Source organism: Photorhabdus cinerea, from assembly GCF_011189575.1.
Classification (GTDB): domain Bacteria; phylum Pseudomonadota; class Gammaproteobacteria; order Enterobacterales; family Enterobacteriaceae; genus Photorhabdus; species Photorhabdus cinerea.
Map to the genome: position 1 here is coordinate 1 of NZ_PUJW01000024.1, position 16,515 is coordinate 16,515.

General features: G+C 43.6%; 11 protein-coding genes and 1 pseudogene. 2 read left to right on the forward strand and 10 right to left on the reverse strand.

All coding sequences use genetic code 11. The annotated features are described in order from the left end of the window. Together C5469_RS18380 and C5469_RS18385 are read right to left on the reverse strand one after the other, a co-directional pair. Window positions 1–4,089 (reverse strand): annotated as a pseudogene (locus tag C5469_RS18380) (DUF637 domain-containing protein); the annotation flags it as partial. A gap of 60 nt (window positions 4,090–4,149) precedes the next feature. Beyond that, window positions 4,150–5,829, reverse strand: coding sequence for a ShlB/FhaC/HecB family hemolysin secretion/activation protein (locus C5469_RS18385; RefSeq protein WP_166309700.1), 1,680 nt, complete (start codon window positions 5,827–5,829; stop codon window positions 4,150–4,152). A 302-nt stretch (window positions 5,830–6,131) separates the two neighbouring features. On the opposite strand from C5469_RS18385, the gene tyrP reads away from it, so the two are divergent. Next, complete coding sequence (gene tyrP, locus C5469_RS18390; RefSeq protein ID WP_166309702.1) at window positions 6,132–7,337, forward strand: tyrosine transporter TyrP; 1,206 nt, start codon at window positions 6,132–6,134, stop codon at window positions 7,335–7,337. Between the two features lie 56 nt (window positions 7,338–7,393). Here tyrP and C5469_RS18395 read toward each other — a convergent pair whose 3' ends face one another. Beyond that, window positions 7,394–7,936 carry a YfaZ family outer membrane protein gene (locus tag C5469_RS18395; RefSeq protein ID WP_166309704.1) on the reverse strand — a complete coding sequence of 181 codons (543 nt, stop codon included), beginning with the start codon at window positions 7,934–7,936 and terminating at the stop codon, window positions 7,394–7,396. Window positions 7,937–8,211: 275 nt separating this feature from the next. On the opposite strand from C5469_RS18395, the gene C5469_RS18400 reads away from it, so the two are divergent. Continuing rightward, the gene (locus C5469_RS18400) at window positions 8,212–9,654 is read left to right on the forward strand and encodes a catalase (protein WP_166309706.1); all 1,443 of its coding nucleotides are present in this window, start codon (window positions 8,212–8,214) and stop codon (window positions 9,652–9,654) included. Between the two features lie 83 nt (window positions 9,655–9,737). Here C5469_RS18400 and C5469_RS18405 read toward each other — a convergent pair whose 3' ends face one another. The 7 genes from C5469_RS18405 to menD form a co-directional block, all read right to left on the reverse strand. After that, on the reverse strand, window positions 9,738–10,181 hold the full coding sequence (locus C5469_RS18405) for a helix-turn-helix domain-containing protein (RefSeq protein ID WP_166309708.1): 444 nt from the start codon (window positions 10,179–10,181) through the stop codon (window positions 9,738–9,740). A gap of 84 nt (window positions 10,182–10,265) precedes the next feature. After that, window positions 10,266–10,532, reverse strand: a complete 267-nt coding sequence (locus C5469_RS18410) for a hypothetical protein (protein ID WP_242689524.1) — start codon at window positions 10,530–10,532, stop codon at window positions 10,266–10,268. 53 nt (window positions 10,533–10,585) lie between these two features. After that, window positions 10,586–11,986 carry an o-succinylbenzoate--CoA ligase gene (menE, locus tag C5469_RS18415; protein ID WP_166309710.1) on the reverse strand — a complete coding sequence of 467 codons (1,401 nt, stop codon included), beginning with the start codon at window positions 11,984–11,986 and terminating at the stop codon, window positions 10,586–10,588. Then, entirely contained in the window at window positions 11,974–12,945 is a 972-nt protein-coding gene (gene menC / locus C5469_RS18420; RefSeq protein ID WP_166309712.1) for an o-succinylbenzoate synthase, read from the reverse strand. The genes menE and menC overlap by 13 nt, the downstream gene beginning before the upstream one ends. Beyond that, the gene (menB, locus tag C5469_RS18425; RefSeq protein ID WP_166309714.1) at window positions 12,945–13,802 is read right to left on the reverse strand and encodes a 1,4-dihydroxy-2-naphthoyl-CoA synthase; all 858 of its coding nucleotides are present in this window, start codon (window positions 13,800–13,802) and stop codon (window positions 12,945–12,947) included. The genes menC and menB overlap by 1 nt, the downstream gene beginning before the upstream one ends. A gap of 2 nt (window positions 13,803–13,804) precedes the next feature. After that, on the reverse strand, window positions 13,805–14,584 hold the full coding sequence (menH, locus tag C5469_RS18430; RefSeq protein WP_166309716.1) for a 2-succinyl-6-hydroxy-2,4-cyclohexadiene-1-carboxylate synthase: 780 nt from the start codon (window positions 14,582–14,584) through the stop codon (window positions 13,805–13,807). Beyond that, complete coding sequence (gene menD, locus C5469_RS18435) at window positions 14,581–16,254, reverse strand: 2-succinyl-5-enolpyruvyl-6-hydroxy-3-cyclohexene-1-carboxylic-acid synthase (protein ID WP_166309718.1); 1,674 nt, start codon at window positions 16,252–16,254, stop codon at window positions 14,581–14,583. Before menD ends, menH begins: the two co-directional genes overlap by 4 nt. Window positions 16,255–16,515 lie beyond the last annotated feature (261 nt).

Here is a 16,515-nt window from a genome sequence, read left to right on the forward strand (position 1 = left end):
TGCCTGCCACAACTGCGTGGCTTAACGTTTTGCCCGGCACTCCTAGCACTTCGCCATTATCACCAATCAATCTGGCACCTTCAGCATGAATCTGGCTGCCAATATTAGCCAACAGAGCCGTAGTCAAGTTATCTTTAAAGCTGCCACCGTTAATAGCGGTATTCAGGCTGGAACTAATAATGGATTGGCCTGCTACCCGTTGGACGACTTTATTCCAATCACCATTGCTGATTTGAGGTAATTTCGCTTTTGTGGGATCTAATTTAGTGCCATCTGCCGCTTTATCCCATCCCATATAGGAATCAAATCCGGCCAATGCACCACCAATCGCCATTGAGGTAATTGTTGATTTAACAGAATCACTGCTACCTAATACTTTTAGCGCTTTGGATATATCCCCCTGATTATCCACAATAGCGACTGCCGCCTGTGCAGCCAGTGATGACATACCCGCAGTTAACGCCCCACCCGCAACACTATTACCCACAGAAGATGTAACAGATGCTACCAGAGAGCTGCCGGCTGTTGCCGCCGCCGCTGCAATAGCAATCACCGCAGAAACCACCGGATTTAAATGCTGGCTCTTATGATCCCAACTGTTATAAGCATCCTTGACCAAATTCCATTGAACATCTTTACGTTCACTGAGTCCTTTCAGCCAAGCCGTTTCCGGCGTATTACCGAAGATTGATATGGCATTCTGTAATGTCTGACCATTTTTTGCTTTGATATCAGCGCTAACACCATTTGCTGCATCTACGGTAAGTTTTCCGCCAATATGAATAGCAGGAAGAACCCACGTGTCTTTGGTATAACCTTTATCCCTATGTTTGATATAAAAGCCTTTTGAGTGGGTAATAGTCTGTTCAAAGGTAGTATTTTTTACTGCTTTAAAATTGACTTTACCGTGCGTGCTGGTCAATTTGGCATTTTTATTGGTGGCAATTTTGCTGGCTTCGTAAGTGCTGTCATCCCGGCTTAACAAGTTAATATCACCACCAGCGATAAATTCAGTGACTTTGTTGGTGACATCATGACGGGTGCGTTTATGGGTTTTCTTCTTGCCATACCAGTTACGACTTGTTTCTGTTTTCTCATAATGACTGGATTCTTCCATTGCCTGCGCGTACAGATAACCGCCTTTTGCGGCGACATCCATAGCCCCTTTAGCCGCCAGTTTGGTGGCTTGGAAAAGAATACTGCCGTTTGAGATCACGGTCAGTACGCCGCCGCCGGTCAGTTCGGTGCCTTGCTGAGTCACAGATTCCGTGAATTCCCTGTTACCTTCCCGGTAGGCGTGGTTCTGCACGGATTCAAAACGCATATTGCCCCCGGAAGTCAAAGTGATATCACCACCAGAATTAAGACTCGCGCCTTGGGTAGTTAAGGCCCCGCCTGCCGCCAAAGTCAGACTCTTATCTCCGCTGATTTTAGCCACTAAATGACGTTCATCTTTCCGGTTGTCATCCGGGTTTTCAATAGCGGAATAAGGAAGCCCGCCGATCAGCATATCTTGTCCGGCCAGTAACAATGTATTGCCCTTCGCAGACAGTATGGCGCTCTGTGCACTCAGATTACGCCCTGAATTAATCAGCAAATTACCGCCTGCCTGAATCTTACTGACCAGTTCTGATGTGCGGGTAGAAGAAAATAGAGGCTTAAATTTAGGGTCAAGTTCACGATAATTAAGGTTGATATCGAGAGCGGAAGTGAGACTGATATCTTTCCCTGCCGTCATATTTGCGCCCCGCAATTCCAGCGGAAGGCTGCCAGAATTCATCGTGATTGAACCCGTGGCTTTAATCTTCCCGGCGGACAGCATACGGTTAAATAACTCTTGTTCTGTTTGAGCAGTCATCGGTCTGGAAAGCATAAGACTGCTCAACACCGCATTGTCATTTTCTATCTTGATGCCGCGGTTCGCACTCAACGATATATTACGGCTCTGCGGTGCCAGTAATGTGTTGTGCAGATAAAGATTGCTCCCCGCTGAAACAGTTAAGTCCCTGCTGGCTTCAATACTCCCCAACCAGCGAAGACCATCAGAATGAAAATAGTGGAGCGATTGACTGGTATATGATTTTACCTCACCAAGACGACTGATGAGTGTAATATCGTTACTTTTGAGTTCACTTTGGTTCAGCTCTATATTATTAGGTGCACTAATAGAAATATTATTAGCTGCCTTCAGTATTCCTTCTCCTATTTTAATAGAATCTTCCGCGACAAAAGTTATATTTTCTACGGTCTTTATAAGACCGGAGACATTAATTTTACCCGCATGCAGAAGAATATTTTTGGCTTTAATGGACTCCGGGGTTTCTGTAACCACAACTTCCTGAATCATTTTGGGATCATAAGGCAGTGACGAATGACCAATATGGATATTATCTTTAAAGTCTGCAACCAAATTTTGTCCGGCTGAGATTATTGCCGGGATAATCTGAAGTTGTGAGAAGCCAGAATACTCTTTTTCCTTGATTAAACTCCGGTATTTTGGATCATCAATAGTAAACCCCTGGTAATTTTTCTTAATATCATCCATGGAGTGGCCTAACTTCATTAAATCTTGACTATCAGGGAGTCTGTATTTTGTATATCCATCAATTCTCCCCAGGATTGTGTTATAATTATTAAACGTTTTACCTGTCAATATAATATCTTTTGCCGCGGCTATTTTGCTTTCTGCATTCAGCAGGTTATCACTATTGATATATAGATTACTTCCGGAGGTAATATTTCCTTCATGAGCATTTTTTCCTATCACTAATTCTTTTCGACTATGGTTAACATAAGGGTGCTCTTTGATATTAACATGCCCAAACCATTTTCCTGGAGGCGCGTTGTTAAAATAAGGTGTTAAGAGAAAAAGAAAGATACTGTGATCCTCAATCGTTCCACCTATAAAATTTTCGGTAAAAGAGGTTGAGTTCGCCTCACTTTCCCGCCAGACTGGGGTCAATACTTCCCTGACATTCTCTAGTTTATGAGTCCTGACAACCAAATCCCCTTTCACGGTCTTTATTGTTGCAGACTTATTTTCAATCAGAGAACTTTTATTCCCTTGAGCATCCTTCTGTATCCACATATGATTATTGGCTTGCAGAAGTGCTTTATCTCCGGTATTGCGCACAGTATCACTCAATACCCGCATATCCCGACTGGCAATCACACTGCCTTTATTATCCAGTTGGGTACTTGCCAGAGTCATATCCCGTTCTGCCTGTACCTTGATATTTGGCGCAATATGGGTTTCTTTAGCACTAAGATTAAAATCCGTTTTAGCTTTGACATTTCCCAGCTCAATTTTACCATTAACGTTTAAGGTAATATCACGCTGGTCACTCCACCTAATGCTTTGGTATCAACCGCTAATTGAGGTTTAGCGCCTTCTCCAGTGATTGTTTTCACTGTGCCATCATTAAAATCAATCCGGTTAGCACCTTGTGTAAGGGATAAATGATTAGCCTGAATTTTTCCATTTAATTCAGTCGCCCGGCTGATAATATCGATATAATCCGTTGTCTTACCATCCAGCCCCTTGCCACCAATAGTAATCTGGCCTTTTTTAACCTCCAATACTTCCAACGCGCCCTGTTTATCAAATTGAGGCTTACCGGTAGTCAATGTTGCACTGCCGGTATTGATAAAACCACAGCCATCACAGGTAATGCCATTAGGGTTGGCAATCATCACATTGGCTTTATTACCCAATACCTCCAGTTTGCCTTGCAGGTCAGACCGCCCATTACCGGTGACTTCATTAATAATTAATTCGGCAGCTTTACCTTTTAAGTTGCTATTTGCATTTAATTGCCCGGCTAATTGTGACTTAGCCGCCTGAGTAGCGTTATTGAGCACTGCTCCTTGAGCGGCAATATTAAACTCTTTATAGGTGTTGTGAGATATTCCGGCACTATTAGGAGTAGCAATATTAACAACCGGCACATTTCCCTGAATTTGTACCTGTGTTCGGTTATTATCAGGTGTGATCCCAGCCGCTATAGCCGGATGCAGGGGATATATCGCAGTCAGATAAATTAAAAAATAACAAGCACCCTTTGCCATAGGGTTGTTATATCTATCCATCGTTCCATCCTTTTTTCATTTAAGTACAAGGTTATTGGTATTACTCCCTGTATTGCATCGCTAAAAAGTCAGTGATGCAGACCAGTAAACCACCCAGTTATCCGGTTTCAGATGGTTAGGGTGGATCAATGGCGTTCCTAAAGTCATCATCTGGTTGAACCTGTGGTTGATCAGTGAGACACCAAGCGCGGTGCCTGCAACGTTACCACCATCAATTTGCCCTGTTTTTTCCTGTAACCAACCGGCATCCAACGCACCGGTTAAGGCCAATTCACCCAGCGCAGGAAGCTTTGACACCCGCCAGTTTAATTCGTTGCGCAAATATCCACCTCGATTGCCGGTAAGATATTGCTCTTTAAACCCCCGAACGGAGTATTGCCCTCCCAATGAGAGGCGTTCGCTGGCGTAAAGGTTGTCCAGTGTGGTCTGGCCGTAAATGGATGAAAGGTAATAGACGGAGTCGGTAACCGGGATAAAATAGCTAGCACTCAGGCTGAATTTGCGAAATTGGCTACGTGGAGCATCCGGGAAATGCGGGTCATATTTTGTTGCACCTAACACGGGTAAGCCATAACTCAATGCAGGGTTGAAAGTGATATAGCCACCCGCCAGTACCGAACTGTAATTAACACCAAGATTAGCAACACTTAAGATCGGGCTGCTGATGGATAATTTCTTTCCTGCAAACAAATTAGTCGTCTGACGATGTGTTATTCCTACATTCAGAACCAGTTTCTGTTCACCGTCACGATACAACGTCCGGTTTATTGCTAGCCGGTGAGTCTGGTTGTCACCTTCATAACGATAGATTTGTAAACCGATCGGAACGTTCTGAAAAGAATCGTTCCACACATATTGATAACTGAACAACCAGTAGCCATAAGGAACCGTCACATTGGCAGAAAGGCTCCGGCTCTGGTGGTTATTGCGGAAATCACTGTTGCGACTAGCGGATAATGACCACTGGTCAGCAAGATGTAATGGATTATCCAGGTTCACACTGGCGTTGATTTGCCCGGTGCCAGTACTTTTTTGACCACTATTATCTGCCCCCAAGTTGGCACCAACCAGCAAACGAGTCGATATTCGTTTTAAGATAACCGCAGAATAACCGGGCTGTTTTCCCGGCTGAATATCAATGCTTATCTGTTGGGAAGGAAGCCGGTTCAGTTGTTCCATCCCCTGTTCAATATCCCGCAGATTCAGTGTCTTACCAACCATTCCCGGAAAGACCATTTTCAATGAGAGTGATGTCTCACCATCAAGTGTGATTGATTCAACTTTGCCTTCACTCACGGTAATAACGAGCATACCGGTGGATAAATCCTGTGCTCTGAGCCCAGCCCGAGAAGTGACATAACCTCGCTCGATATAGGCATTCGATACTTTACGCACCAGCTCATTAATGTCTGGCAAGGTTAAACAACGGGATAAATAAGGCTGTATTAGTTTTTCCCTTACTGACTGGGAAAGACTCTCAGCCCCTTCAAATTGAATATGGTGAACGGTATGACAAACAGATTCAGCGCCATCAGTTTTGGGCTCTAAAGCTGGAGACAAAGTGATGTTGTTACGTAACGCCTCCCGTTGCTGTTGAGCTTGCTGCAATAATGCTTTCTGTTGTTGAGTGATAATTTCCTGATCTGCAGGACTAATAAACTCTGAAGCATAAGCCTCCGCTGATATAACTAACGAAACAGATACCACCACCCTTCTTAGACAAACAAATATTCTTTCCATTGATAATCTTTATTTCACAATAAACCAATTGTTAAAAGAATTAATAATGTCTTATCCTACCTACAAATTCAGATAATAATAATAAGAATTACCTTTAAATGTGATCAATAACCCTATCTGTTATAAATTAACAAAACAAGTAACTGTTTATATTTAATGAAATACATAACTCAGATTAATACAAAAATATAGAATGCAATTATTTATTTACACTTGATGTAACCCTTGTTTGACAGAAATAAATTGATCCTTTAGCCTACCTTTCTATAACGATTTCAATCAATTCAGAAACAGAGGAAAGCGTGAAGAATCGCACTCTTGGCAGTATTTTTATCGTAGCGGGAACAACAATTGGTGCAGGAATGCTGGCTATGCCACTGGCGGCAGCTGGTGTTGGCTTTGGTACAACTTTCGTGATGTTAGTCGCTCTTTGGGTTTTGATGAGCTATACCGCTTTATTGCTGGTGGAAGTTTACCAGTACAACCCGGCAAATACGGGGTTGGGAACACTGGCAAAACGCTATCTGGGACGTGGCGGTCAATGGCTTACCGGTTTCAGTATGCTATTCCTGATGTATGCCCTGACAACAGCTTATATCAGTGGTGCAGGTGAATTGCTATCCGGCAGCCTCTCTTCATGGCTGGATAAACCTGTTTCCGTATCATTTGGGATACTGACTTTCACCATTGTGGCAGGTAGTGTTGTCTCTATCGGTACGCAATCTGTTGATATGGTGAACCGCCTGTTGTTTACCGCAAAAATCATCTTCCTGATTATTATGCTGGCAGTCATGATGCCCCATATCAAAAGCACTAACTTGCTCTCAATGCCTGTAGAGCAAGGCTTAGTATTATCAGCCATTCCTGTGGTATTCACCTCTTTTGGCTTTCACGGCAGTGTGCCAAGTATTGTGAGTTATATGGGCGGCGATACCCGTAAATTACGCAAGATATTTGTTATCGGTAGTGCTATCCCACTGGCGGCTTATATCCTGTGGCAATTAACTACGCTGGGCGCAATTTCTTCCCATACTTTTGTCGGCATTCTGGCAGAACAATCTGGGCTAAATGGACTATTACAAGCGGTGAGAGAAGTTGTCGCGACTCCGCGAGTAGAGCTTGCTGTCCATCTATTTGCCGACTTAGCACTGGCAACCTCATTTCTTGGTGTCTCTTTAGGTTTGTTCGATTACATAGCAGATCTGTTCAAACGCCGCAAAAATGCAACAGGCCGCCTGCAAACAGGTGTAGTGACTTTTGTTCCACCGTTACTTTGCGCTTTATACTACCCAAACTTTGTTATGGCTCTGACTTTCGCGGCGGTAGCGCTGTCTATTCTTGCGCTGCTTTTACCTTCAATGCTGGCATGGCGCAGCCGCCAAATTGAACAAACTGCTTATCGGGTCAAAGGCGGAAAGCCCGCTTTGGTTCTGGTGTTTCTTTGCGGGATTGCTGTTATTGCTATCCAGATTGGTATTGTTAGCGGATTACTGCCAGAAGTGGGTTAATCAGGAATTGAAATTGTCCACATCAGAAATAGTGTGGACAATTTCATAAAATTGGATCAGAAATTCAAACCGACACCAACATAAAATCCATCAGCCAGTTTGTTATCCCGATACCCCTCTTTCCCTCTCATATTCATCATTCGATAACCTGCATCCACTGTCAGCGGTTTAAATACTGTAAAACGCAAACCCCCATTCGCCTCAGTATAAGAATCAATACCGGAAGTTAAACCAGACGGAGCACCGTAAACTTCACCATACAGGGATAAAGACGGTGTAACAGCCCAGCTCAAACCGACGCCTCCAGCCAGTGCCCCGCCATCTTTTCCATCTTTAGGTGATAAATAGAGCGCTTTACCGCCAACACTGGCGGTTAACGGACCAACAGGCAGACTAAATGCGGTGCCAAAACTTCCCAGGTGCCCATTATGATCACTGCGTGCCCAGTTACCATTAAAAGATAATCCAGCACTATTATCACCAATTGCAGCTGAAGTATTGGTAAAATGACGACCCGCTTGAAGATTAATAGAAATCGCATTTGCTGATCCAGCGATTAATAACAAACTGGTCGTTCCCGCAATAAGATAAGCCTTCATTATATTTCCCCTTTATTTACTTAATCTTAAGTATTTTACTTAAACACAATTAAATCTAGAGACAACAAAAACAAATGAATCATCTATACTTACTAAATATGTGTGGATTTGTTTTATTGAATTTATTTAATGCAATCATTACTCATATAAAATAATTTTTCTACTCAACAATAGAGAAAAAAATAATATCAGGAAAAAATTTTAATCTGTTGACCAAAACATTTTCCTTATCAGCGATCCCGCTGTTTTTTTTCATGTAAAACAGGAGAAGTGTGATGAAAAAGAGAGGACTTACAACGGTTGCAGGAGCTCCCGTCGTTGACAACAATAACGTTATTACCGCGGGACAACGCGGCCCTATGATGTTGCAGGATGTTTGGTTTTTAGAAAAACTCGCCCATTTTGACCGTGAAGTTATTCCAGAACGTCGTATGCATGCCAAAGGCTCTGGAGCTTATGGAACCTTTGTCGTCACTAACGATATCACCAAATATACCCGCGCTAAGATTTTTTCTGAAATAGGCAAAAAAACAGAAATGTTTGCCCGTTTTTCAACAGTAGCCGGTGAACGCGGAGCAGCCGACGCTGAACGTGATATTCGTGGTTTTGCACTTAAATTCTATACAGAAGAAGGTAACTGGGATTTAGTGGGTAACAATACACCCATATTTTACCTTCGTGATCCCCTGAAATTCCCAGATCTTAACCATGTTGTTAAACGTGATCCACATACCAACTTGCGTAATCCTGCCTATAAATGGGATTTTTTCTCTTACCAGCCTGAATCACTGCACCAACTAACCATTGATTTCAGTGACCGTGGTATGCCTAAATCTTTCCGCCATATGCACGGTTTTGGTAGTCATGCATTCAGCTTTATCAACTCAGATAATGAACGTTTCTGGGTGAAATTCCATTTCCGTTGCCAACAAGGTATCAAAAACCTGATGGACGAAGAAGCGGAAGCGCTAGTTGGTAAAGATCGTGAAAGTTCTCAGCGCGACTTGTTTACAGCCATTGAACAAGGCGATTATCCCCGCTGGAAACTGAAAGTTCAGATAATGCCAGAGAAAGAAGCGGCTCAAGTACCATACAACCCATTTGATCTGACAAAAGTATGGCCTCACGGCGACTATCCAATGATCGAAGTCGGTTATTTCGAGCTGACCCGTAACCCTGAAAACTATTTCGCAGAAGTTGAACAAGCCGCGTTTAACCCTGCTAATGTCGTACCCGGTATTAGTTTCTCCCCTGATAAGATGTTACAGGGTCGCCTGTTCTCTTATGGTGATGCTCAGCGTTATCGTCTTGGCGTTAACCACCATCAAATTCCGGTCAATACTCCTCGTTGTCCGTTCCATAATTATCACCGTGATGGTGCAATGCGTGTCGACGGTAACAGCGGCAATACTGTGACTTATGAACCAAACAACGCAGGGTTGTTCCAGGAACAACCTGAATTCAAACATCCATCATTAGCTTTAGAAGGAGATGCTGACAACTGGAACCATCGTCAAGATGAAGATTATTTCAGCCAGCCTCGTAAACTGTTTATGTTAATAAACAGTAAAGAGCATCAACGTATGTTTGATCGTATCGCCAGTGAGCTATCGCAAGCACATGAAGATACTCAACGTCGTCAGGTTGAGCTATTTAGAAAAGTTCACCCAGAATACGGCGATGGTGTTGAAAAAGCCCTGAAAAAAATCAAAGGCTAATTTCTAACAACACCGTTCTTTAACAGTCTCTGCCCATTATTACATAATAAATAATGGGCAGTACGCAGAGTTCAATGCTTTATTTACATCATCAGCTTTTGCCACATCTTACCCTTTTCAGCAAAAACCAATTTTTCTATTTGCTGCTGGATACTGGTTTCTGACAACTTTCTCAGCATTTCACCGATATAATTTTGTTCATCAATTGATTCTGCATAAAGAGAACGCAAAGCAACATCAGCCACTCTTGGAATACTGGACTGCCCCTTTTCCCAGCGGGCAATTGTCTGAATATCGACTCCCAGCAGATTTGATAGGAGCTTTTGAGACATATTCATTTCAATGCGTAAAAAACGCATTTCTTCTGCTGATAGTGGGCGTTTCAATGAAACTAATACTTTAGAAATTAGACGATGTAATTCATCAAGATTATCGATACTGATATAAACTTCACCATCAGTTATTTCCTGTTGAAATCCATTCTCTAACCAAATATTTGATAATCCACTTTCAACATAATGATACATAATATTATCCTTATTTAACTATCACCGTAATCACAAAACAAGACGGGGCATAATCACATCTTTTTAAAACAATAACGGCTTCGATTAATTCTCCCGCGGCAATGCTTGAAGATTGAACTTCCAGTCACCACCTGCCGTTTGATGTGGTTGCTCTGTTATATGGTTATATCGGCTCTTTAATATGTTAATGATTTGCCGAATCGTCACTCCTCGCTCAATCCTTCTTTGTTTAACATGATGCGTATATTTAATACGTCCCGTGTGATTCTCAGCTAACTCATTGATAATTCTCTTTGCTGATACAGAACTCAGAGGAAATTCTCTGATCATAGGCAATTCATTTTCTTCCATGAAGTATCCTATCAAAAAGATACATATCACTATGATAGGTTAGTTAATCTAGTTCAAGAAAAACCAGGCAAATCCAACACCCAGTTTTTGATTTGCTGACGGGAAATTTTAATGCCGCTATTTTTAAACTGCTGAGGCAACAGATAGTAAGCCACTGGACGCTGAAAAGAAGCCAGTTTATCAATCAGCCATTCGGGCAATGAATCAATGACTTCAGACGAATTACTGTCGATGACAACAGCGGGACGATAACCAAATTCAGGATCGGGTACAGGAACAGCAAAGCTTTGTTCTACTTGTGGATAAGTGTTAATCACCCGTTCAATTTCTTCCGGTTGAATACCTTCTCCACCGCTGAAAAATTGATTATCCATTCGACCAAGTATGCGTAATTCACCATTTTGTATCACTCCCCGATCTCGGGTGTGAAACCAACCATTACTATCAGTCAATGGTTGTAATTTACCATCCAGCCAATATCCACTGGCAAGGCTATCAGAACGAATATGAATTTCTTCATTTATCAACCGAATTTCCTTACCCGGTAAGGGATTACCGACACCGGGGAGATTATCTGCCCGTTTAACGCATACCGTTGAAGCCAGTTCCGTCAAGCCATAACCACACCAACAACGAATGCCTCTCCGTTCTGCCCTTTGAGTCAACTCAACCGGGATCAGCGCACCACCCAGAAGCACTTCTTTCAAATTTGGTAGCTGATTTTGTGATTGCTCCAGCAACCGCCAGAGCTGAGTCGGCACCAATGAAGCATGAGTACAATCTGCCAAAGCATGTTCCAGGGGATTAATATCTCTCAGTACCAGAGAAGCGCCTTTCATTAACCAGCGCCAAATAATCCCCTGACCAGAGACATGAAACAGCGGCAATGAAAGCAACCAACTATCTTGCTGCTGGAAATTCATCACAGAAAGTACATCTTGCGCACTAGCAAGATGGACATAGATTGAGTGAACAGCCGCTTTAGGCAATCCGGAAGAGCCAGAAGTCAAAATCATACTGGCTGGGCGCATTGCATCCCATGCGGCAGCACTATCATCATAATTCAGTGAGTTACTTTGCCAATTAAGGGGACTGGCATTTATAACGGGCAAATCATCACCACAGAAATCAGCAACAAAATCAATCTTCAAACGTGGCAGTAATTCAGACAAGAGTATTTCAGGCAATTGAGGATTCAACGGTAATACCCGCGCACCACACTGTAGTGCTGCAAGATAACAAAACAGCATCTCTTCACTATTCTTCCCTCGCAACATTACACCACTCCCTTCAACTACCCCCTGTTGGCGAAAATTGGCCGCTATTGCATCCAAAGAAGCAACCAACTGATGCCAGTTTAGAGAGCGATCCGGCAACCTAATGGCAATATTTTCAGGATTAAGTGATGCCCAGTAGCGCCACGGCCACTGGGTAAATGGATTTAACTGCACCATGCGATTTCTAACTCGTCCAATCCTTTTACTGGAATCGTGCTACCCGGCCAACAACGCACTAACTGACACTGAATCAATTCCAGCGTATCCAATCCCGGAATAGTCGCAGGTGTCATCCAATGAGCAATGCGAGCAAGCTGAGTCAGGCCGAAACTGGTTTCAATACTGGAGCTGATCACCGCCTCTAATCCAGCATTGTGTGCTGCTGAAATCAACTGACGGCAACGGGCAAGACTGCCAACTAACGTGGGTTTGATAACAATAGCGGCAACCCCTTTCTGAGCCTCTACTTTAAAGCCTTCATCACGGACACTTTCATCCCATGCAATGGCGATCCCTGTATCACGGGCAAAAGCAAGCGACTCTTTCGCGGTTTGACAAGGCTCTTCCAAAAAGGCAATTCGGTTGCGGTAATCAGGATTCACATATTTAGCAAAGCCACCCGCTTTAACACGGCTCCAACTACGGTTAGCATCCAGCCGCAAAGCTAAGTCCGGTACTGCTTCCAACAGAACATTAACCACCATACCGTCACGTACAGCTTCATACAGCCCGACTTTTACCTTGGCGACTTTTTGTCCACTCATTTTACTAAGACGAACAATCAGTTCATCAGGATCACCATTACACAATGGCACTTTTCGGTAATCAGCTTCCTTCGGCAATTTACTCTGTAATTCAGCTACTGCACAGCTAATCCCGAATGCCACAGAAGGTAATTCACTTTCGTCAGGGTCAGCACCAAGGCACCACTGTTTAAGCCATGTCATCGCAGTTTCACCCGCTTGCTCAAGCGTTTCCTTGCTGAATTCGGGCAGAGGTGCAATTTCACCCCATCCCTGTTGACCATTTTCCTGCAAGTGAACCAGAAAGCCATCACGGGTTTTAAGCCGCTGATATCGCAGGACAACGCCTGTTTCCATCGGCAAGCTGAATCGGTATAAAGTTGCGGTACGCATTATGGGTTACGTTTAAATTTGCTGAAATCAGGGTTGCGTTTCTCATTGAAGGCATTACGTCCCTCTTGACTTTCTTCTGTCATGTAGAAAAGCATCGTGGCGTTACCTGCCAGTTCCTGCAATCCAGATTGACCATCACAGTCAGCATTCAGAGCAGATTTCAAGCAACGCAAAGCCATTGGGCTATTTTCCAACATTTCACGGCACCAGCGAACTGTCTCTTTTTCCAGATCCGCGTAAGGTACAACCGTGTTAACCAGCCCCATCTCTAAGGCTTGTTTAGCATCATACTGACGACACAGGAACCAGATTTCACGCGCTTTTTTCTGACCGACAATTCGCGCCATATAAGACGCCCCCCAACCACCGTCAAAAGAGCCGACTTTAGGCCCGGTCTGACCAAAAATAGCGTTATCAGCAGCAATAGTTAGATCACACACCAAATGCAATACATGACCGCCACCAATAGCATAGCCGGCAACCATAGCAACCACAGGTTTTGGACAATTACGGATTTGGCGCTGAAAATCCAATACATTCAGGTGATGCATGCCGTTGGCATCTTTATAACCCCCGTAGTCACCTCGGATTTTCTGATCGCCACCAGCACAAAAGGCTTTTTCACCCATACCAGTCAGCATAATCACACCGATAGAACCATCATAACGAGCATCATCTAATGCCTGCATCATCTCTTTAACTGTCAGTGGACGGAACGCATTACGTACTTGCGGGCGATTGATGGTGATTTTCGCAATGCCATCGGTGGATTTGTGATAAAGAATATCTTCAAATCCTTCGGAACAGTCCTGCCATTCAATTCGGGCATAAAGTTCTTCTTCGCTCGGGTAAATCATACTCATAATTCCTTACAATCAAAGAGTGATAAAAAATGGTTTATTGCCGCAGCAAACGCCGCCGCATCTGCTCGGTGAACATTATGCCCAACATGCGGGATAGTTTGCAGGGGTAAGGCATAATGTTTTGCCAATTGCTGAAATTTCTCGTCATTTTCACCACACAGATAAATAAAAGGTAATGTGAGTTGTTGCAGTACAGGAACCAGCCAAGGTTGATGCCCAAGTGAGGTATTTTCCAGCATATCAGCCACACAACTGCCATTATTCTGGCTACGTACTTTAATCAGTTGCTGGCGCTGTTCAGGTAATAGATCAGAAAATACTGTCTGCTGATACCAGTCAGACAAAACTTGTTCAATCGGCTGGGAACGAAAACGTCTGGCCCAACCTCTATCGTGGTCAAGACGATCATTGCGCTCCTGCCGGGAAAACAAGCCCGGATTTCCCCCTTCAACCAGCAACCCACATAGCCCCTGAATATCACCATAACAGGCATAATTCATGGCAATGCGCCCACCCAGAGAGTAGCCAAGTAACCAATATTGATCAATTTGCTGTTCTCTTAACGTTTCCGACAAAAGACGATTCATATCTGTGAAATCTTTTATCTGCACCTCTGCGGAATCGCCGTGACCAGGTAAATCTATTATCAATGAAGGATACAGAGCACACCGCTTCACTAATGGCAGCCATTCATCACCACGGCCCAATAATCCATGCAACCAAACCAGCCACGGGCGATCATTGTGACTGTTGAACTTATGGCAAACCAGATTCACAGCATAACCACCTGTTTTAAAAGCTGTTGCAAACACTCAGCGCCTTCTCTATCTGGTACTTTCAGTTCAATCAATGTAGTTTCATTTTGTTGCCATGCTTGTTCAGTACACTGTTTCAAGTCAGTCCAGCTTTGTGGGCTAACATATTTCAGGCCAAACATAGCCGCCGCATGATCAAAATTGACGTATTGAGGCATGCAGTAAAAACGTTGCCTTTCCTCTTCTGGTGTTGGCAGTAAAGAGAAAATTTGTCCACCGTTATTATTGACGACTATTAATACCGTTGAAGAGGTAGGATGGCGCAATAGTGCCAAGCTATTCAGATCATAAAGGGCAGATAAATCACCGATAATAGCCAAGGTTGGCTTTGCTGTTGCTCGTTGTATTCCCGCCGCAGTGGAAATTAACCCATCAATGCCGCTTGCACCTCGGTTACTGTAGACCGGATACCCTGCTGGCAATTGTCCAAGTGCATCTATCAGACGAACAATCAAGCTGTTTCCCACAAATAACTGTCCGCATTCAGGCAATAATTCATTCAATCGATAAGCTACAGCTGCTTCACTGAATTTCCCTGCCAGTTCTGTCCTGACGCAATTAACCGCTCTCTCTGACCAGATTATAAGCTCTTCTGCCCACGGTGTACGCGATTGTGCCGGATGAGCCAATAACCAGTCAGCAATATTACAGGTTAATTTTCTGCCACGATGATTAGCAGGATCAAGCCGCCCTGGTATGGCATCAATAATCCAAAACTCCTCTGGCTGACATTTAGCCTGCCACTGTAACAAACGTTTTCCTGTCAGGCTGGAACCAAACTGCACCACCAATTGCGCCTGAGCTAAAATTTCCTGTGCATGGGGATTATTCAACCATAAATCGGCGCAAGGTAATGGTTGTCCAGTTTGTGAAAGCACATTGCCAATCAGCGGCCAGCCCAATGTCTTTGCCCATTTAGCCACCTTAACGCCCTCTTGAGCACTCATTCGACCCGCCAATACAATGCCTTGTTTCTGTTGCCAATAATGCCAATCCGGAACTTCTGGCACAACATTAGTGACTGGCTGACTCAACCAAGGCTTGTTACTTTTCCACCAATTGCCTAACTGCTGCAACCACTCATCATAAGGAGGTTCTTCATTGCCATATAATGGCTCAGCAAATGGGCAATTAATATGCAAGGCTCCATGTTGCAAATTCGCCATAGCATGATCTATAACAGAAACTAACCAGCTCGCTGTTATATCAGCTGTCGGTCTTGGCAAAGAAATTGTTTGGCATGGATAAGAAGCAAAAATATCATTCTGACGGATAGCCTGATTCGCACCACAATCCATCAATTCCGGAGGCCGATCGGCAGTAAGGAAAACGATTCGTTCACCCGTTAAACTGGCTTCAATTAATGCAGGATAGAGGTTTGCCACTGCGGTCCCAGAAGTAACGATAATAGCAACAGGCTCTTTACTTGCTTTAGACAATCCCAGTGCCAGATGTCCTAACCCGCGTTCGTCAAAATGAGTATGGCAAATCAGTTTGTTATTTGACGCTGCGGCTATTGTTAAAGGCGTGGAACGTGAACCTGGCGCAATGCAAACATGACGTAATCCGTTGCGAGTAAGTGCTTCCAATAAGAGTTCCGCCCAGCGGCGGTTAAATGCGCTGTTTGACATACTTTACTCAGAAAATATTTATAAAAGCTGACTATCAGTATCCTAACGACACGGATAATTATTTCTTTATCCTAGTTCAATGAATTGACAATTAATCGGAAACCATTTTTGCTAACTCACTCGCCTTTCAATAACGATCCCAGGCATTCAGCCCCCAGATCCGCATCTGTGGAAACTGACTTGCAGCCAGTAAGTACGGCAATCGGTTGTCAAAGGAAATGAAATCTGTTGGATACCAACTTCTCTAGCTTGTTCATTATT

Bases quoted from the DNA above. Each gene is read 5' to 3' on its own strand.
- C5469_RS18395 (WP_166309704.1), bottom strand. From the start codon at position 7,936: ATGAAGGCTTATCTTATTGCGGGAACGACCAGTTTGTTATTAATCGCT.
- menC (WP_166309712.1), bottom strand. From the start codon at position 12,945: ATGCGTACCGCAACTTTATACCGATTCAGCTTGCCGATGGAAACAGGC.
- menB (WP_166309714.1), bottom strand. From the start codon at position 13,802: ATGATTTACCCGAGCGAAGAAGAACTTTATGCCCGAATTGAATGGCAG.
- C5469_RS18400 (WP_166309706.1), top strand. From the start codon at position 8,212: ATGAAAAAGAGAGGACTTACAACGGTTGCAGGAGCTCCCGTCGTTGAC.
- menD (WP_166309718.1), bottom strand. From the start codon at position 16,254: ATGTCAAACAGCGCATTTAACCGCCGCTGGGCGGAACTCTTATTGGAA.
- C5469_RS18385 (WP_166309700.1), bottom strand. From the start codon at position 5,829: ATGGAAAGAATATTTGTTTGTCTAAGAAGGGTGGTGGTATCTGTTTCG.
- C5469_RS18410 (WP_242689524.1), bottom strand. From the start codon at position 10,532: ATGGAAGAAAATGAATTGCCTATGATCAGAGAATTTCCTCTGAGTTCT.
- menE (WP_166309710.1), bottom strand. From the start codon at position 11,986: ATGGTGCAGTTAAATCCATTTACCCAGTGGCCGTGGCGCTACTGGGCA.
- C5469_RS18405 (WP_166309708.1), bottom strand. From the start codon at position 10,181: ATGTATCATTATGTTGAAAGTGGATTATCAAATATTTGGTTAGAGAAT.